At 74.4% G+C, this 16,902-nt stretch carries 16 protein-coding genes and 2 pseudogenes; 10 read left to right on the top strand and 8 right to left on the bottom strand.

Translation table 11 applies throughout. The annotated features are described in order from the left end of the window. Positions 1-35: 35 nt before the first annotated feature. Positions 36-530 carry a nitroreductase family deazaflavin-dependent oxidoreductase gene (locus OG392_RS05040; RefSeq protein WP_329276054.1) on the bottom strand — a complete coding sequence of 165 codons (495 nt, stop codon included), beginning with the start codon at positions 528-530 and terminating at the stop codon, positions 36-38. 160 nt (positions 531-690) lie between these two features. Between OG392_RS05040 and OG392_RS05035 the strand changes: the two genes are divergently transcribed. The 3 genes from OG392_RS05035 to OG392_RS05025 all read left to right on the top strand — a co-directional run bounded on the left by OG392_RS05035 (position 691) and on the right by OG392_RS05025 (position 3,656). Next, positions 691-1,386, top strand: a complete 696-nt coding sequence (locus OG392_RS05035) for a TetR/AcrR family transcriptional regulator (protein ID WP_329276051.1) — start codon at positions 691-693, stop codon at positions 1,384-1,386. A gap of 213 nt (positions 1,387-1,599) precedes the next feature. After that, a complete protein-coding gene (locus OG392_RS05030; protein WP_443054677.1) occupies positions 1,600-2,994 on the top strand; it encodes a histidine kinase in 1,395 nt (464 codons plus the stop codon). After that, the gene (locus OG392_RS05025) at positions 2,991-3,656 is read left to right on the top strand and encodes a response regulator transcription factor (RefSeq protein ID WP_329276049.1); all 666 of its coding nucleotides are present in this window, start codon (positions 2,991-2,993) and stop codon (positions 3,654-3,656) included. The genes OG392_RS05030 and OG392_RS05025 overlap by 4 nt, the downstream gene beginning before the upstream one ends. 70 nt (positions 3,657-3,726) lie before the next feature. On the opposite strand, the pseudogene OG392_RS05020 reads toward OG392_RS05025, so the two are convergent. Beyond that, positions 3,727-4,824 (bottom strand): annotated as a pseudogene (locus OG392_RS05020) (MFS transporter); the annotation flags it as partial. On the opposite strand from OG392_RS05020, the gene OG392_RS05015 reads away from it, so the two are divergent. Next, entirely contained in the window at positions 4,814-5,218 is a 405-nt protein-coding gene (locus OG392_RS05015; protein ID WP_329276048.1) for a MarR family winged helix-turn-helix transcriptional regulator, read from the top strand. The pseudogene OG392_RS05020 and the gene OG392_RS05015 sit on opposite strands and share 11 nt — an antisense overlap. Positions 5,219-5,230: 12 nt before the next feature. Here the strand turns inward: OG392_RS05015 and OG392_RS05010 are convergent, their stop codons facing one another. Together OG392_RS05010 and OG392_RS05005 are read right to left on the bottom strand one after the other, a co-directional pair. Next, positions 5,231-6,007 (bottom strand): maleylpyruvate isomerase family mycothiol-dependent enzyme, encoded by a 777-nt coding sequence (locus tag OG392_RS05010; protein ID WP_329276046.1) that lies wholly within the window; start codon positions 6,005-6,007, stop codon positions 5,231-5,233. A 35-nt stretch (positions 6,008-6,042) separates the two neighbouring features. Further along, positions 6,043-7,272 carry an MFS transporter gene (locus tag OG392_RS05005; protein WP_329276044.1) on the bottom strand — a complete coding sequence of 410 codons (1,230 nt, stop codon included), beginning with the start codon at positions 7,270-7,272 and terminating at the stop codon, positions 6,043-6,045. A 406-nt stretch (positions 7,273-7,678) separates the two neighbouring features. Here OG392_RS05005 and OG392_RS05000 point away from each other — a divergent pair, with 406 nt between their 5' ends. Continuing rightward, on the top strand, positions 7,679-7,912 hold the full coding sequence (locus tag OG392_RS05000) for a hypothetical protein (RefSeq protein ID WP_055599491.1): 234 nt from the start codon (positions 7,679-7,681) through the stop codon (positions 7,910-7,912). A 225-nt stretch (positions 7,913-8,137) separates the two neighbouring features. After that, on the top strand, positions 8,138-9,364 hold the full coding sequence (locus tag OG392_RS04995; RefSeq protein WP_329276041.1) for an ROK family protein: 1,227 nt from the start codon (positions 8,138-8,140) through the stop codon (positions 9,362-9,364). Positions 9,365-9,412: 48 nt separating this feature from the next. On the opposite strand, the gene OG392_RS04990 is transcribed toward OG392_RS04995, so the two are convergent. Continuing rightward, positions 9,413-9,886 (bottom strand): SRPBCC family protein, encoded by a 474-nt coding sequence (locus OG392_RS04990; protein WP_329276038.1) that lies wholly within the window; start codon positions 9,884-9,886, stop codon positions 9,413-9,415. Positions 9,887-9,896: 10 nt separating this feature from the next. Then, complete coding sequence (locus OG392_RS04985) at positions 9,897-10,562, bottom strand: DUF4232 domain-containing protein (RefSeq protein ID WP_329276035.1); 666 nt, start codon at positions 10,560-10,562, stop codon at positions 9,897-9,899. 349 nt (positions 10,563-10,911) lie between these two features. On the opposite strand from OG392_RS04985, the gene OG392_RS04980 reads away from it, so the two are divergent. Next, positions 10,912-11,682, top strand: a complete 771-nt coding sequence (locus OG392_RS04980; protein ID WP_329276031.1) for an SAM-dependent methyltransferase — start codon at positions 10,912-10,914, stop codon at positions 11,680-11,682. 61 nt (positions 11,683-11,743) lie between these two features. Here OG392_RS04980 and OG392_RS04975 read toward each other — a convergent pair. After that, positions 11,744-12,372, bottom strand: a pseudogene (locus tag OG392_RS04975) (DUF4865 family protein). A gap of 34 nt (positions 12,373-12,406) precedes the next feature. Then, positions 12,407-12,991 (bottom strand): TetR/AcrR family transcriptional regulator, encoded by a 585-nt coding sequence (locus OG392_RS04970; protein ID WP_329276028.1) that lies wholly within the window; start codon positions 12,989-12,991, stop codon positions 12,407-12,409. Positions 12,992-13,129: 138 nt separating this feature from the next. On the opposite strand from OG392_RS04970, the gene OG392_RS04965 reads away from it, so the two are divergent. Genes OG392_RS04965 through OG392_RS04955 form a run of 3 tightly spaced genes read left to right on the top strand, consistent with a single transcriptional unit; the run spans position 13,130 to position 16,871 of the window. Continuing rightward, a complete protein-coding gene (locus tag OG392_RS04965) occupies positions 13,130-13,429 on the top strand; it encodes an SHOCT domain-containing protein (RefSeq protein WP_329276025.1) in 300 nt (99 codons plus the stop codon). After that, positions 13,426-14,307: an ABC transporter ATP-binding protein gene (locus OG392_RS04960; RefSeq protein ID WP_329276022.1), complete on the top strand. Its 882-nt coding sequence runs from the start codon at positions 13,426-13,428 to the stop codon at positions 14,305-14,307. Before OG392_RS04965 ends, OG392_RS04960 begins: the two co-directional genes overlap by 4 nt. Then, the gene (locus OG392_RS04955) at positions 14,304-16,871 is read left to right on the top strand and encodes an FtsX-like permease family protein (protein WP_329276020.1); all 2,568 of its coding nucleotides are present in this window, start codon (positions 14,304-14,306) and stop codon (positions 16,869-16,871) included. Before OG392_RS04960 ends, OG392_RS04955 begins: the two co-directional genes overlap by 4 nt. Positions 16,872-16,902 lie beyond the last annotated feature (31 nt).

The raw sequence follows: 16,902 nt of genomic DNA, 5'->3' as shown, positions 1-16,902 counted from the left end.
AGCGCAGCGGACGGGCTCCGCCGCTCCGGCCGGTTTCACGCGGCGGGAGTGGTGGGGCCCGTCGGCGTGACGCGGAAGACGGGGTGCTTCGGCGCGATGGCGCGCAGCTCCGCGTCGGTGGAGTCGGGACCGACGCCCCCGAAGAAGACGCCGACCTCTGCCTTCCAGCGCTTGAGGTAGGCGCGCAGCAGCGCGGGCTTCTCGTCGTCGGCGATCTCGACGGCGGTGAAGTCCTGCACGGCCTTGCCGAGGATCAGCTGCCCGCCGCCGGCGGCCCGCATGTTGTGGGTCCACTGGACGTGGCCGCGCGGGGCCACGAGGTAGCGCACGCCGTCCACCGTCAGGAGGTTGACGGGGGTGCGGCGCCACTCGCCGCTCTTGCGGCCGCGGACGGCGAGCACGCGGGAGCCCCAGACGCTGACGCCGCGGCGGGTCGCCCAGGCGACGGAGGGGTTGAGGACGTTCACGGTGAACCAGCCGGGCTTCATGACGTGGGCGGCGGGACCGGAGCCGGTGGGCCGTGCGGACATGGGTTCCTCCTGTGGGATGGGGCGGTGCCGTGCGGTGGCCGGCGGGAGCAAAGTGTGAGCACTGCTCTCGCTTGATTCGAGTGTGCCGGAATCGGTGCTCGCAAGCAAGAGCACTGCTCTCATTTCGTATCGCCGATCTGAAAGTGGCACACTGCTCTCCATGACGACCGTTCGAGGAGCCCGCGCCCGCGCCCGTATCGAGATCACCGCCGCCATCAAGGACGAGGCCCGCACCCAGCTCGCCGCCGAGGGCGCCGCCAAGCTGTCCCTGCGGGCGGTCGCCCGCGAGCTGGGCATGGTCTCCTCCGCGCTCTACCGCTACTTCCCGAGCCGCGACGACCTGCTCACCGCCCTCATCGTCGACGCGTACGACGCGATCGGCGCCACGGCGGAGAAGGCCGCCGCCGAGGCGGCCGGGCAGCGCCCCCTCGACCGGTGGACCGCCGTCTGCCGGGCCGTTCGCGCCTGGGCCGTCGCCCACCCCCACGAGTACGCCCTGATCTACGGTTCCCCCGTCCCCGGCTACAGCGCGCCGCAGGACACGATCGTCCCCGCCTCCCGCGTCGGCCTCGTCCTCATCGAGACCGTGCGCGGCGCCCACGCCGGCGAGGGCGTCGCCCTGCCCCCGCTCCCGGAAGGACTCCGTCCCGAGGCCGCCCGGCTGGCCGCCGACATCGCCCCGGACCTCCCGCCCGCCCTCGCGGTCACCCTGGTGGCCGCCTGGTCGCAGCTCTTCGGGCTGATCTCCTTCGAGGTGTTCGGCCACTTCCACAACATCGTCGAGGACCGCGACGCGTTCTTCGCCACCGCGGCCCGCCGCCTCGGCCAGGACGTGGGCCTGCTGCCGCGCGGCTGAGCCCCCCACCCGCCCCGGCGGGACGGTCGGTCGCTGACCCACGGCCGCACCCGTACGACGGGGGCGCCGCCCCACCCGTACGACGGGGGCGCCGCCCCACCCGTACGGACGGGAGCGCCGCCCCACCCGTACGGACGGGAGCGGCCTACTCCGCCGGGAGTACGGGTGACCACCCCGCCGGGCTGACGTCTCCGCCGGGCCCTCACGGTTAGCGTGGCGGACATGGACCAGGAGCGGAGGCGCGGGCACGTGCGCGGACAGGGGCGCGGGCGCGGCGACGCGAGGCCGGCGCGCGGGCCGGGGGAGCGGCGGTCGCGCGAGCGCCGGTCGCACGGCCATCGGACGGACGAGCACCCCGCGGACGAACGCCGCACCGACCGGCTCCGGACGGACGAGCTCCCGGGGCGGCCGGCCGGCCGCGCCTGGGGCCGGTGGCAGCGCGGAGATGCCGGCGGCGGCCTGCCCTGGCGGTCGACGCTGCTGATCGCCGTGGTCGTCATGGCGGGGACCGGGTTCGCCGCGAGGAACCAGCCCGACCGGGAGGCCCTCGACGCGCTCGGTCGCGTCCTGCTGCTCCTCGGAGCGGCCCCCCTGGTGTTCCGTCACCGGTGGCCGGTGCCCGTGGTGTTCGGCGTCGCGGCCGTCACCCTCGGCTATCTGCTGGCCGGTTACCCGTACGGCCCGGTGTTCGTCCTGATCGCCGTCGCCTGCTTCGCCGCCGTCGTGCACGGGCACCGGACCGCGGCGGCCTGGGCCCTCGGTCTGCTCTGGGCTGGCCATCTGGCGCTCTCGCACTGGCTCTACCGCTGGCTGCCCCCGGCGGGCGACGGGCCGGCGCCCTGGGGGCAGGAGCTTCCCGCCGCCGCGTTCGCCGTCGCCGTCCTGGCGGCCTCCGAGACGGTTCGCGTCCGCCGCGAACAGCGGGCGCAGCTACGGGCCGACCGGGCCGCCGCCGAGCGGCGGCGCGCCGACGAGGAGCGGCTCCGCATCGCCCGGGAGCTCCACGACGTGCTCGCCCACTCGATCTCCGTGATCAACGTGCAGGCCGGGGTCGGCCTCGCCCTGCTTGACTCCGACCCCGAGCAGGCCCGCACCGCGCTGACCACCATCAAGGCGGCCAGCAAGGAGGCGCTCGGCGAGGTGCGTCAGGTCCTCGACACCCTCCGTGCCCGCGGCGACGCGCCGCGCGCGCCCGCCCCCGGACTCGGCCGGCTCTCCGAACTGGTCGAGCAGGCCGGCGCCGCGGGCCTCACCGTCACCGTCGCGACCGCCGGACCGCGTGTCGGCCTGCCGCCCGGCGCGGACCTCGCCGCCTTCCGGATCGTGCAGGAGGCGCTCACCAACGTGGTGCGCCACTCCGGTTCGCGTACGGCCCGGGTACGGATCGGGTACGGCTCCGGGCAGCTGGACCTGACGGTCGACGACGACGGCCCGGCCACCGGCACCGAGGCGGGCGGCAGCGGCAACGGACTCGCCGGCATGCGGGAGCGGGCCGCGGCCCTCGGTGGCACCATCGAGGCGGGCGCCCGCCCCGACGGCGGCTTCCGCGTCCACGCCGTACTCCCGTCCCCCAAGGAAGAGCCCCCGTCACCGCAGGAGACCCCGTGATCCGAGTGCTGCTCGCCGACGACCAGTCGCTGGTCCGGGCGGGGTTCCGCGCGCTGCTCGACGCCCAGCCGGACATCGAGGTCGCGGGGGAGGCCGCCGACGGCGGCGAGGCCGTGGAGCAGGTGCGCGCCCTGCGGCCCGACGTCGTCCTCATGGACATCCGGATGCCGCGGCTCGACGGTCTCGAAGCGACCCGCCGCATCACGGACGACGCGGACCTCGCCGAGGTCCGCGTCGTCATGCTGACCACCTTCGAGCTCGACGAGTACGTCTTCGAGGCGATCCGCGCGGGCGCGTCCGGCTTCCTGGTCAAGGACACCGAGCCGGAGGAACTGCTGCGGGCCGTGCGCGCCGTCGTCCACGGGGACGCCCTGCTCTCCCCGGGCGTGACCCGCCGCCTGATCGAGGAGTTCGCGGCCCGCTCCAAGGCTCCGGGGGCGACGGAGTCCCTCGGTGCCCTGACCGAGCGGGAACGGGAGGTGATGGCCCTGGTGGGCATCGGCCTGTCGAACGAGGAGATCGCCCGCCGACTGGTCGTCAGCCCCCTCACCGCCAAGACCCATGTCAGCCGTGCCATGGTGAAACTCGGCGCCCGCGACCGTGCCCAACTCGTCGTGCTGGCCTATGAGTCGGGCCTTGTGCGCCCCGGATGGCTCGACTGACCCCGCGAGCCCGCCGGAGCACAGCCGGTTCGGCGCGAACGTCCCCGCCCGGACCTGCGGACGACAGGTCCTAGTCGCGGACCGCGACCTTCGCCGGGGCGCTCTCGGCCGCCGTACCGGTCCCGGTGGTCGTGGCGCTCGACCCCGTCGGTGTGGAGCGGGCGACGACGACCGACGGCTCGCCGTCCTGCCTCCGCCGCCCGCGGAGGCCCGGCAGGGTGATGAGGAGCCCGGCCAGGGCGATGACCGTCACCACGGCCAGTCCCGGACGGAAGTGGTCCAGGACCGCCTGCGGCGAGGCGGTGCCCTCGCCGCCGTCCGCGGTGATGACGGCGGTGACGACGGCGAGGAACAGCGCGCCGCCGACCTGGATCGAGGTGTTGAGCAGTCCCGACACCATGCCCTGCTCGTGGTCGTCGACCCCGTTGGTGGCCTGGATGTTGAGCGAGGGGAACACCAGCGCGCAGGCCGCGCCGAGCAGCAGCATCGACGGCAGGATGACGGCGGCGTACTGCGGGGTGAGGGAGATCCGCAGGAACAGCGCGTACGCCACGACGAGCAGCGTGAAGCCGACGGCGATCACCCGGGGGGTACCGAAGCGGTCCACGATGCCGCCGATCTTCGTGGAGGAGAGTGCCACGAGCACACCCGCCGGCAGGAAGGCGAGCGCGGTCTGGAGCGCGGACCAGTGGAGCAGTGACTGCATGTACTGGGTCACGATGAACTGGAAGGCGACGTACGAGCCGAAGAACGCCGCCGCGCCGAGCTGGGCCCGTACCTGTGAGCCGGAGCGCAGCACTCCGAGGCGTACGAGGGGACTCGCGCTGCGGCGCTCGATCAGGACGAAGGAGACGAGCAGGGCCGCGGCCACCACGAAGGACAGCAGGGTGCGCACGGAGGTCCAGCCCGCCTCGGGGGCCTGGACGACGGTGAAGACGAGCAGCAGCATCGCGGCCGTGCCGGTGACGGCGCCCGGCAGGTCGTAGCCGCCGGAGGAGTTCTCGCGGGGGCTGTGCGGGATGAGGCGGAGCGCGAAGACCAGGGCGACCAGGGCGACGGGGGCGGGGAGCAGCATCGTCCAGCGCCAGCTCAGCTCGGTGAGGAGCCCGGACAGGACCAGGCCCATCGAGAAGCCGGTGGCGGCGCAGGTGGTGTAGATGGCCAGGGCAGCGAACAAGTCCGAACGCGCGCTCGTGGACGAGTGGCGTGACGTCCTCGCCCTGCACGCCCGTACGACCTGTGAGCTCGACCGGGCGCTCCATCCGTACGGCCTCGGCGCCAGCGACTTCGAGGTCCTCGACGTGCTCGCGGAGGGCGCGACCGAGGGCGGCCCCTGCTCATGGCGCGTCCAGGAGCTGGCCGGGCGGGTCCATCTCAGCCAGAGCGCCCTGTCCCGGCTGGTCGCGCGTCTGGAGAAGGACGGCCTGGTCGTCCGGGGGATGTGCGCCGAGGACCGGCGCGGCGTCCAGGTGAGACTCACAGAGAAGGGCCTCGCCCGGCACGCCGAGGTCAGGCCCCTCCAGCGCGACGTGCTGATCCGGATGCTGGACGGGGCGACCTGAACCGCACCGGGTTCAGGACCAGGTGATCCCGGAGGTCTCGCGCCACACCCGTGCGAGTTCCTCGTCGCCGGTGAGGGTCACGGCGTCGACGGGCAGCCTGTTCCACAGCACGAGGTACAGCCGGCCGGCGGCCCCGGCGAGTTCGGTGTCCCCCGGCCCCGCCGCCCGGTCGTCCCGCTCGGTCCGCGGCGGCTCGGTGGCCGAGAGTCGCACGGTCCACGCGTCGCCCGTGTCGGTCGCCCGCAGCCTCAGGATCCGCGGCTCGGCCGTCCGCACCCGGCTGCGGCCCCGTCCGTGGAAACCGAACAGCAGCTCGTCGATGCCGTCGACCGCGAGGGACGGCTCCACCGCCCCCGGCCCCGCCGTGAGCGCCGACTCGGCGTCCGCGCGGTGGACGGTGGTCTCGTGCGCCTGACGCCGAGCCCAGAAGGCGAGCGGCGAGGAGGTGGGCAGGAAGGTCCAGCACTCCAGGGACTCCGGCGCCTCCCGGAGGGCCGCGACCAGGCCCGCGTGCCCCTCGCGGAAGTGGGTCAGGAGCTCCTCGCCGTCGAGCGAGGTCTCGCCGCCGCCCGGCTGGTACGTGGTGTGCGCCTGGACCACGAGATCCGTGGCCCAGAGGTGCACCATCGAGGTGTGCCGGAGGAGGTCCCGGATCCGCCACCCGGGGCAGGTCGGCACCTCCGCGTCCGGCCCGGCCTCGGCCGCCGCCGCGGCGAGGCGCCGGCCGGCGATCTCCAGGGCGTCGATGTACTCGGCGACCTTCGGCGTTCCCGCATGCGACGCGTCCATGGGCGCATTCTCGCAGCCGTGGACGCGCCGGGGGCTCAACTCGCCCGGGAAGAACCGGCGTTCCGCGCCCAGTAGCCCATGGCCGCGGCACCCGCGGCCAGTGCGGCGACGGTGGTGAGCGCCACCGGCAGCGAGAACCAGTCGGCGAGGAACCCGATCGACGGCGGGCCGAGCAGCATGCCGCCGTATCCGAGCGTGGACGCGGTCGCCACCCCGCCGGGACCGGCGACGGCACCGGCGCGGGCCACGGCGACGGGGAAGATGTTGGCGAGCCCGAGACCGGTGATCGCGAAGCCGAGCAGCGTGGCCCAGACGCTCGGTGCGAGCGCGCCGAGCACCATGCCGGCGGCGGCCGTGGCGCCGCCGAGGACCAGGGTCCGGGTCTGGCCGAGCCGTTCGAGGAGGGCGGTGCCGGAGAGGCGCCCGGCGGTCATGGTCAGCGCGAACACGGAGTACCCGGCGGCGGCCACCCCCGGGTGCGCGCCGAGGTCCTGCTCCAGGTGGAGGGCGCCCCAGTCGGCGAGTGCCCCTTCGCCGTACGCGGTGCACAGCGCGATCACGCCGAAGACGAGGACGACGCGCCGGGACCCGCCGGACGGCCCGCCCTTCGTCCTGGCCACGGGTGCCAGGGATTCGGGTGCCGGGGCGGGGGAGGGGTGACGCAGGAGGACGGGCCCGGCGACAGCGGTGAGCGCCAGTCCCACCACGGTCAGCCCCAGCAGATGGGTGGTCGGGGGCAGTCCGCCGGCGAGCAGTCCGCCGAGCCCCGCCCCGATCATGCCGCCGAGGCTGAACGCCGCGTGGAAGCTGGGCATCACGGGCCGCCGGAGCGCGGTCACGAGATCCACGGCGGCGCTGTTCATGGCGACGTTGATCCCGCCGTACGCGGCGCCGAACACGAGCAGGACGAGACCGAGGGCGAGCGGCGACCGGGTGAGGGCCGGCAGGGCCACCGACAGCGACAGGAGTACGGCGGTGGCGACGGTGACGACATGGGGGCCGTACCGACGGCAGAGCCGCCCGGTCAGTGTCATGGTGACGACGGCGCCGGCGGACACCCCGAGCAGGGCGAGGCCGAGGTCGCCGGCCGAGGCGCCGGTCTGCTGCTTGACGGCGGGGATCCGGACGACCCAGCCGGCGAACAGGAAACCGTCGAGAGCGAAGAAGAGGGTCAGGGCGACGCGGAGGCGGGACAGGGAGTGGGTGGCGGTGTCTCCGCCGGAGCCCCCCGGAACGGCCGTCCGTACTTTGTTTAGTAGCGGCACAAACTCAGGATAGGGGGATCTCCCGGCCGTAATCAAGCGAGCGGCGGTCGCCCCCGCGGGCAGCTCCGGCTCGTCGGCCTCGTGGCACCCGGCCCACCGAACGGCCGCGCCCGCGAAGCCGCCCACGGCCACGGTCCGGCCCGGCGTCCGGGACGACCGCTCCCACCTCGGTGGCGTACCCCCGAAGGGTGATGCCGAGGACGCTGTACGGGTGACAAACGCCAGGTCATCGCAGTGAGGCCGCTCCCCAAGGGGCTACGGGAAAGCATCGTTTCTGCGTCGGCGTGACCCCGCGATCCGGTGATTCGGCATTGGAGTGAGACGCCGTGTCTCGCCTTTTCCGAAGGCGTTTGACCGGCAGACGGGCACCTTCTGGCACGTCATTCCGAGATCTTGAGGAGTAGCTATGCGTTCTCTCGCCGCTTCCGTCCTGGCCGTGGGCATCCTGCTGGGCGGCGCCGGTTCCGCGCTCGCCGACGACGGATTCGGGGCGGGGTACTTCTCCGCCGGTGGCGCGGGCTTCAGCTCGCACTGCTCGGTGGCCGGCGTTCCGGCCGTCTACGGAACGATCTTCACCGGCTCGTGTCACGAGAAGGGCTGGGAGAAGGGCCCGGAGGGTGCCTTCCTCGGCGCCCACTGACCTGATGCCACCCGGCTCGGGCGAGGACGCAGCCCTCGCCCGAGCTGTCCCTCGATGACGCCGCGGCCGTACGGCGGCCCCGGGGCGTCCCCCAGCCGTGAGGCCGGGGGCCTCGCCTCGCCGTCCGGCGGCTGCGGACGCCGCTCGCCCGGCGAACGCCCCGGACCTCCGGGGCGGGCCGCCCAGGGGAACACCCCACCCTCCGATCATGGGAGACTCGCCCCCATGAACGGCAAGGCGACGACGACCCGGACACGGCTGGACAGGGGGCGCAACGCGCTCGGCCCCGCACTGGAGCTGGTGCACACCGGCAGGGCTCCCACCAGGGCCGTCCTCACCGCCGAACTCGGCGTCACCCGTGCCACCGCCGGCGCGGTCGCCGCCGAACTGGAGGCCCTCGGCCTGATCCGCGTGGACTCCAACCCCGGTGCCGCCGCGGGCTCCCAGGGCCGCCCCTCCCACCGTCTCGCCGTCGACGAGAAGGGCCCCGTCGCCCTCGCCGCCCAGGTGCACGCCGACGGCTTCCGCGCAGCGCTCGTCGGCCTCGGCGGCACCATCGTGGCCACCGTCCCCGGCTGCGTCACCGTCTCCGCCGACCCGGCCCAGGTCCTCGGCGAGGTCGTCGAAGCCGGAGTCACCCTGCTCAGGGAGAGCGGCCGCCGCTGCGTCGGCGCCGGACTCGCCGCCCCCTCGGCGGTGGCGGAGCCCGAGGGCACCGCGCTGAACCCGCTGCACCTCGCCTGGCCCGCCGGTGCGCAGGTCCGGGAGATCTTCGCCGAGCGGGTACGGGCCGCCGGCATCGACGGACCCGCCTTCACCGGCAACGACGTGAACCTCGCGGCCCTGGCCGAGCACCGCCACGGCGCGGGCCGCGGCGCCCGCGACCTGCTCTGCGTGGCCACCGGTCACCGGGGCGTCGGCGGCGCGCTCGTCCTGGACGGCCGCCTGCACACCGGAAGCGCCGGCCTCGCCCTGGAGGTCGGCCACCTCACGGTGAACCCGGAGGGCCGCGCGTGTCACTGCGGCAGCCGCGGCTGCCTGGACGTGGAGACCGACCCGCTCGCCTTCCTCACGGCGGCGGGCCGCGCCCCGGGCCCCGAGCTGTCCCTGCTCCAGCAGGCCCGCGACCTGCTGCGCACGAGCCCGGACGACCCGGGCGTACGGGTCGCCGTCGGGGAGCTGATCGACCGTCTGGGCCTCGGCCTCGCGGGCCTGGTGAACATCCTGAACCCGGACCGGATCATCCTCGGCGGCCTCCACCGCGAGCTCCTCGACGCGGACCCGGAGCGCCTCCGCGCGGTCGTCGCCGACCGCAGCCTCTGGGGCCGCAGCGGCGGGGTGCCGATCCTCCCCTGCACCCTGGACCACAACAGCCTCGTCGGTGCCGCCGAGCTGGCGTGGCAGCCGGTCCTGGACGACCCGCTGGCGGCGCTGACCCGCGAGCGCGTCTGACGGTCGGCGCCGCGGGCGTCACGCACCCGGGCGCTCCACCGGCAGACGTCACGCCTGCGGGTCGGGCCGCCCCTCGGCCAGCGCGGCCAACCGCTCCAGGGCCATCCGCGTACCGGCCTCGTTGTCGGCGGCGGCAACGCCGTCGGGCACTCCCTCGTGGACGAGGACCACCTCCGTGCCGCCCGCCAGGGCGATCAGGGTCGTGGTGAGGGTCATGGGGCCCTGGAGCCCCGGTTCCGAGGTCTCGAACTCGGTGATCTCGACGACGCGTTCGTCCGGAAGCAGCTCCACGAAGCGCCCGTGGTACGTGTCCGTCCGGGCTCCCGACTTGCCGGTGCCGTCCGCGGTGTCGTACGTGAGGGAGACCCGGAAGGCGCCCCCCTCACGCGCGTCGAACTCGTGCACCTCGCAGGTCATCCCGTACGGCACGCGCCAGCGCGCGACGGCCTCCGGATCGAGCAGGGCCCGGTAGACGGCCGAGGGCGGGGCGTCGACATGCTGGGACACGCGCGTGGTGTACACGTCTTCCAGGCTAGAGGCTGAGCGCGTCCTCCGCGTTCGTCATCCACGCGGTCACCGAGTTCTTGCCGGGCGACACGTACAGGCCGGGGGTCGAGGCCTTGAGCGGCTTCTGCTCCAGGTCGGAGTCGGTGGTCATCGTCATCGCGATCGAGGGGACGGTCGTGCCCTTGCCGTCCTTGAGGCCGCCCATGAGCCCCGCGTACGCCGACTGTCCCGGCGCGAGCCGGATCGCGTCCTCGATGCCGGGGGCCGGACCGCGCTCGACGGCGTGCCCGTCGAGGTCGCCGAAGGTGACGACGGGGTGTCCCAGGGCCCGGCAGGGCTTGCTGCCCTTGTTGGTGATCTTCAGCAGATAGCTGCTGGTGGTGGGCTCCGCCAGGGTCGCGGTGAAGGTCAGGTCGAACGTGCTGCACGGGAACACGTCGTAGTCGGGGTCGACCGACGGCGACGCCGGCTTCGAGGGGGCCGGGGGCTTCGCGGGAGTGCTCGTCGGAGCCTTGGTCGGCGTGCCCGTGGGGGCCGCCGTCGGCGCCCCCGTCGGCGTCACGGGCTTCGAAGGAGTCGCCGACGGCGCCTCGGGACCGGCTGCCGCTCCGTCGTCGCCGGGCCCGCAGGCGGTGAGCGTGACGGCGGCGAGCGCGACGAGAACGACGGCGGATCTGCGGACGGTGCTCATGATGGTGTCCCCCGATGAGAAGCGCGCGCACGGCGCGGTGCCGAACGAACCGACCGGATCTCATCGATCCGATCTGCCCCGGGCCGGGCTCGGCCGGTCCGAATCCCAGGGTCCCGAAGAAAGTTCACGGCTCGGTGACGGCTTCTTGCCGAAATCACCACGACGCCGACGGGTGCAAGGCCCGGTGTCACCACGACGCCGACAGGACGGAGGCCCGGTGTCACCACGACGCCGACGAGTCGAGAGCCCGGTGTCGCCGTCGCGACGCCGAGGGGACGACCCCCCGGTGCTCCCCGGGCGGCCGGAACCCTCTGGCCCCCGCAGGTCGTACGACGTACCGTTCCCCCTCATGATCACTTCTGAATCCGACCTTCCTCCGCGTCTCGGCAGCCTCACCTTCCACAGCCCGCTCTCCGAGGCCCGGGCGACCCGTATGGTCGCGCGGCTCGCCGCCGTCGAGCCCGCCGATGTGCTCGACATCGGTTGCGGCTGGGGCGAGTTGCTGCTCCGCGTCGTCGAGGCCGCACCGGCGGCCAAGGGTGCGGGGATCGACATCAACGGTGAGGACCTGGCCCGCGGCCGGGCCCTGGCCGAGGCCCGTGGCCTCGCCGACCGTGTCGAGTTCGTCGAGGAGTCGGCGTTCGCTACCGGCCGGGGACCGGTCGACGTGGTCCTCTGCCACGGATCGAGCCAGGCTCTCCTGGACCCCGAGCAGCCGCACGACCTCTCCGCCGCGCTGCGCGAACTCCGCCGCCTCGTCAGGCCCGGAGGACATGTGGTGCTCGGGGAGTGCTTCTGGGACCGCACGCCCACGGACGAGGAACTGGCCGGGATGTGGCCGGGCGCGAACGAGGGGGAGCACACGTCCCTCGGTACGCTCGTCGACCTCGCGGTCGAGGCGGGATTCCGTCCCGCGTGGATCGAGACGGCTACCGCGGAGGAGTGGGAGGAGTTCGAGTCGGGCTACCGGTACGACACCGAACTCTGGCTCGCCGCCCACCCCGGTCACCCGCTCGCCGCCGAGACCCGCGAGCGCGTCGACCGGCAGCGCTCGACGTGGGTGAACGGCTACCGGCGCGTGCTCGGCATGGCCTACCTGACGCTCGTCGCCGTCGCCTGATTCCTCGGGCGCGGGGCCGACGGCCCATGGACCGGCCGAGCCGGGGCCGTCGGGTCCCGGCTCACCACTGCCGTCCCGCCCCCAACCGCCCCCGCTCCGGCGCGGAGACATACAGGACCGGAAGCGCTCGCCCTCACCGGCGGGCGCTTCCGCCTCGGTGGCCACTTCCGCACCGTCGGGCCCTTCCGCACCGGCCCACAGGGTGAATGTGAGCAGCTCCCAGTGGCGCGGATCGATCGCCAGGGAGGAGGCCACCACCCCCTCCCGCCGCGCCTCGCGCGCGTGCCGGGCCACCGCGTCCGCCACGGCCTCGCCGGGCGGGACCCCTTCCCCGGCTTCCCCGAGCGGTGTCCTGCGCCGCGTCGCGGTTCCCGGCACCGCGCCGGACGCGGGCCCCTCCTCGTACGACAGGCCCGTCCAGTGCTGCACCACGGGCCGGCCGAAGTCGTTCACGATGCCCTGGAAGCCCGGGCCCCAGAGGAAGGAGTTCACGCCCTCGGGGGTGGCCCAGAGATAGAACGGCGCGTACTGGTTGACCGGCGACGCGTCCCCGCGCTCCCGCACCAGGTACGCCTTCAGACCGAGTCCGGGGAAGGCGTCGAGCAGATGGCCCCTCGTCGCCACCCGCTCGTGGATGATCCCCATGTCGTAGTCGGCGGGCAGCGTGATCTCGTACTGCATGGCGTGCACGGAAGGCTCCTCTCTCCCCTCGCGGAAGATCTGTTCAGCCGGTGCCGGTACCGGGGGCGAGCAGGCTCAACAGTCCGCGGACCGCGCTGTCGAAGGGCTCCCGCGTCCCCGTCGCGCGCGCCAGCACGTATCCGCCCTGCACGGTCGCCAGGACCGTCGCGGCGATGTCCTCCGCGTCGAGGGCGGTGCTCAGCTCGCCCTTCTCCAGGCCCTCCCGGGCAACCTCCGCGAGGCGCGTCCGCAGGCGTCCGAGCACCTCGTCGACCGGTGCGCGCAGCACGGGATCGGCGACGACCTCGGGATCCATCGTCAGCCGTCCCACCGGGCAGCCCCGCAGGACGTCCCGCTCGCGCAGCAGATAGGCCTCGATGCGGGAGTACGCCGTGCCGTCGCCGCCCAGGACGGCCTCGGCGGCGGCACCCAGCTCCTCGGCCGTCCGCCGGATCGCGGCGAGCGCCAGGTCGGGTTTGCCCGCGAAGTGGTGGTACATGCTGCCCTGGCCCGCCCCCGCCGCCTGCTGCACGGCCTTCGGGCTGGTGCCCACGTACCCGCGCTCCCACAGGAGCTCGCGGGTCGCCTCGATCAGCCGCTCGGAGGTGTTCATGACCGCACTGTACATACCAGTAGGTACAGAACGGAAGGAGGGGCGGAGCCACCACGTACTCCCGCCGTCGTACGTGCGATGCCGCTGCCCGTACGACGCGCCCGGCCCCCCTCCGGAGGGAGTCTCGAACCACTGACGAAGGAGCTGAATCCCATGAACACACTCGCCCACGCGGGCCCCGGCCCGTGGGTCCTCCTCTTCCCCCTCGTCTGGGCGGCGGTGATCGTCGGCGCCGTCACGGTCGCCCGCCGCGCCGGATGGCGCCGCGGCCGCAGCCCGTGGCGCGACGTCGGCCCCGGCCGGACCGAGGGCCCCGACGACAGCTCGCCCATCGCCCTCCTCGGCCACCGCTTCGCCGCCGGGGAGATCGACGAGGACGAGTACTGGCGCCGGCTGACCGTGCTCGAGGAGCAGTTCGGCCGCCGTACCGACGCCAAGGGACGCCGGGCATGACCACCACAGAGAAGCACCTCCGGACCGCGCCCGCGGCCGGCCCCGCCGCCGTCCGTGTCGTCGACGCCGTCAAGGTCTACGGCCGTGGCGACACGGAGGTCAGGGCCCTGGACGGGGTGAGCGTCGACTTCCCCGTAGGCCGCTTCACCGCCGTCATGGGCCCCTCGGGCTCCGGCAAGTCCACCCTCATGCACTGCGCCGCCGGGCTCGACACCCTCACCTCCGGCGCCGCCCTCCTCGGCGCCACCGACCTCGCCACGCTCGACGACCGTCGTCTGACGCTGCTGCGCCGCGACCGGATCGGCTTCGTCTTCCAGGCCTTCAACCTGCTGCCGACCCTCACCGTCGCCGAGAACATCACCCTGCCGCTCGACCTCGCCGGCCGCAGGGTCGACCCGGAGAGCTTCGACCGGATCGTCGACACCGTGGGGCTCCGCGACCGCCTCCACCACCGGCCGAGCGAACTCTCCGGCGGACAGCAGCAGCGCGTGGCCGTCGCCCGCGCCTTCGCCGGGGACCCGGACGTCGTCTTCGCCGACGAACCGACCGGCAACCTCGACTCGCGCTCCGGCGAGGAGGTGCTGCGCCTGCTCGGCCGTACGGTGAGCGAGACCGGCCGTACGGTCGTCATGGTCACCCACGACCCGGTCGCCGCCGCCCACGCCGACGAGGTGATCTTCCTCGCGGACGGCCGGCTCGTCGACACGATGACGGCCCCCACGGCGGACCGCGTCCTCGACCGCATGAAGGCGTTCGAGACGACGACGGGGGCCGGGGCCCCCGCGAGCGGCGGACGTCCGGCCGGTTCGCGCGCGACGGGCCCCGGCCCGGCCGACGGCCACCCGACGGCGCTCACCACCGGAGGCGTGTCCCCATGAGAACTCCCTCCGCCCCCGCCTCGCTCCGCCTCGCCCGGTCCTCCCTCGGCGCCCACCGGCGCCGGTTCCTCGGCACCTTCGTCGCCGTCCTCCTCGGCGTCGCCTTCCTCACCGGCACCCTCGTCATGGGCGACACCCTGCGCGCGAGCTTCGACTCGATGTTCACCGGCGCGAGCCGCGGCACCGACGCGGTCGTCCGCAGCGCCGTCACGGTGACGGCCTCAGGCGACGCCCAGGGCACCCGGGGTCCCGTCGACGCGGACCTCGCCGAGCGCCTCGCGCGCGTGCCCGGGGTCGCCGCGGCCGCGCCCCGGATCGAGGGCGCCGGCCAGCTCCTCGCCGCCGACGGCACCCCCGTCGGCGGCAAGGGACCGCCCACCCTCGCCGGGAACTGGATCGAGGACCCGGCCCTCAACCCGTACAAGCTCGCGGAAGGCCGTGCGCCGACCACCCCCGGCGAGGCCGTCCTCAACCGGGGTGCCGCGAAGGCCGCGGGCCTCTCCCTGGGCGACACGACCGTCCTGCGCACCCCCGACCCGGTGCGGGTCACCGTCGTCGGCCTCGCCACCTTCGGCGGCGCGGACGGCATGGGCCAGGTCACCTGGACCGGTCTGACCCGCGCCGACGCCGAGCGGTACCTGACGGCACGCCCCGGCGAGGCGACGAGCATCGCCGTACGGGCCGGGCCCGGCGTCTCCCAGGAGGAACTGGTCGCCGCCCTCGCCCCCGCGCTCCCCGACGACGTCGAGGCGATCACCGGGCAGCGCGCCGCCGAGGAGAACACCGAGATGGTCTCCGGCCGCTTCCTCAGCCTCTTCACGACCTTCCTGCTGGTGTTCAGCGGCGTCGCGGTGCTCGTCTCCGTCTTCAGCATCCACAACACGTTCGCCGTGCTCGTCGCCCAGCGGACCCGCGAGAACGCCCTGCTCCGCGCGATCGGCGCCGCCCGGCGCCAGGTCGTCACCGGCACCCTCGCGGAGGCCCTGACCGTCGGTCTGCTGGCCTCCCTCGCCGGACTGCTCGCCGGGATCGGCGTGGCGGCGGGGCTCCAGGCCCTCTTCCCCGCCATCGGCTTCCCCTTCCCCGAGGGCGACCTGGTCGTGGCCGGCACCTCCCTCGTGCTGCCGCTCGCCGTCGGCCTCGCGGTCTGCGCCGGCTCCGCGCTCCTGCCCGCCGTACGGGCCGGGCGGACGGCCCCGCTCGCCGCGCTCCGTGAGACGCAGGTGGATGCCTCCGGCACGTCACGCGCGCGCGGGGTGACCGGCGGGGTCCTGCTCGCCGTCGCGGTCGGCACGGTCCTCGCCGGTGTGATGGGCACCCCCTCACTGTGGTTCGCCGCGACCGGAGCGGCGCTCGCCGTCGCCGCGTTCGTGGTCCTCGGCCCGGTGGCCGCCTCGGTCGCCGTAAGGGTCCTGGGCCGCCCTCTGCGCGGCGCCAACCGAGGCCTCGCACGCCGCAACGCCCTGCGCAGCCCGGGGCGTACGGCGGCGACCGCGACCGCCCTGATGGTCGGCGTCGCGGTGGTCACCCTCTTCACGGTCTTCGGCGCCTCCCTCAAGGCGACCATGGACCGCACGGTCGACCGCTCCTTCGCCGGTGACGTGGCCATCAGCGGCGCCACGTTCGGCGCCGGCGGCGCGGGGCTCAGCCCGCGCCTCGCGCCGGCCGTCGGCGCGCTGCCCGAGGTGGACACCGCCGTGGGCCTGGGGCGCGGGGTGGCGTCGGTGGACGGCCGGGGCCGCGCCCTGACCGTCACCGACCCGGCCGCGCTCTCCCGGACGCTCGACCTGGGCGGGGTACGGGGCTCCCTCGCCGCACTCGGTACGGACGGCCTCGCCGTCGCCGCCGACGAGGCGGCCTCCGCGGGCCTTGCCCCCGGGCGGACGACCGAGCTCACCTTCACGGACGGCACCCGGCACACCTTCACCGTCCGTGCGGTCTACGAGCGCTCCGACCTGGCCGGCGACTATCTCGTCACCCGCGAGGCCTGGGCCCCGCACCGCACCCAGGACTCCGACACGCTGGTCGCCGTCTCCTTCGCCGACGGGGTCGGCACCGAGGAGGGCAAGGCGGCCGTGACGCGGGTGGCGGACCGCTACGGGCAGCCCGAGGTGCAGACCAGGGAGGAGTACGCGGAGTCCTCGGCGGCCGGCATCGACATGATGCTCACCCTCGTGTACGCGCTCCTCGCGCTCGCCGTCCTGATCGCGCTGCTCGGCATCACGAACACCCTGACCCTGTCCGTGCACGAACGGACACGTGAACTGGGCCTGTTGCGGGCCGTCGGACAGACCCGGGCACAGCTGCGGGCCATGGTCCGCTGGGAGTCGGTGCTGGTGGCGGCGTTCGGCACGCTCGGCGGACTCGTCCTCGGCGGCTTCCTCGGCTGGGTGCTGGTCCGCGCTTCGGAGGGATCGGGCGACAGCGCGTTCGCCTTCGCCGTACCGGCGGTGCAGCTGGCGACGGTGGCCCTGGTGGGTCTGGTCGCCGGGGCCGTGGCTGCGCTGCGGCCCGCGCGCCGGGCGGCCCGTCTGGAGATCCTCCGGGCGATCGCCACGGAGTGAGGGAGGGCCGGGGCGGTCCCGTCCGGGTCGC

It is taken from the genome of Streptomyces sp. NBC_00691, assembly GCF_036226665.1.
GTDB lineage: Bacteria > Actinomycetota > Actinomycetes > Streptomycetales > Streptomycetaceae > Streptomyces.
Note: the sequence above shows the minus strand (reverse complement) of the source record. Positions and strands in the feature narration are given on the sequence as shown.

Bases quoted from the DNA above. Each gene is read 5' to 3' on its own strand.
- OG392_RS05040 (WP_329276054.1), bottom strand. From the start codon at position 530: ATGTCCGCACGGCCCACCGGCTCCGGTCCCGCCGCCCACGTCATGAAG.
- OG392_RS04995 (WP_329276041.1), top strand. From the start codon at position 8,138: ATGAACGGCAAGGCGACGACGACCCGGACACGGCTGGACAGGGGGCGC.
- OG392_RS05035 (WP_329276051.1), top strand. From the start codon at position 691: ATGACGACCGTTCGAGGAGCCCGCGCCCGCGCCCGTATCGAGATCACC.
- OG392_RS04980 (WP_329276031.1), top strand. From the start codon at position 10,912: ATGATCACTTCTGAATCCGACCTTCCTCCGCGTCTCGGCAGCCTCACC.
- OG392_RS04970 (WP_329276028.1), bottom strand. From the start codon at position 12,991: ATGTACAGTGCGGTCATGAACACCTCCGAGCGGCTGATCGAGGCGACC.
- OG392_RS04955 (WP_329276020.1), top strand. From the start codon at position 14,304: ATGAGAACTCCCTCCGCCCCCGCCTCGCTCCGCCTCGCCCGGTCCTCC.
- OG392_RS05000 (WP_055599491.1), top strand. From the start codon at position 7,679: ATGCGTTCTCTCGCCGCTTCCGTCCTGGCCGTGGGCATCCTGCTGGGC.
- OG392_RS04960 (WP_329276022.1), top strand. From the start codon at position 13,426: ATGACCACCACAGAGAAGCACCTCCGGACCGCGCCCGCGGCCGGCCCC.
- OG392_RS05015 (WP_329276048.1), top strand. From the start codon at position 4,814: ATGGCCAGGGCAGCGAACAAGTCCGAACGCGCGCTCGTGGACGAGTGG.
- OG392_RS05010 (WP_329276046.1), bottom strand. From the start codon at position 6,007: ATGGACGCGTCGCATGCGGGAACGCCGAAGGTCGCCGAGTACATCGAC.
- OG392_RS04985 (WP_329276035.1), bottom strand. From the start codon at position 10,562: ATGAGCACCGTCCGCAGATCCGCCGTCGTTCTCGTCGCGCTCGCCGCC.
- OG392_RS04965 (WP_329276025.1), top strand. From the start codon at position 13,130: ATGAACACACTCGCCCACGCGGGCCCCGGCCCGTGGGTCCTCCTCTTC.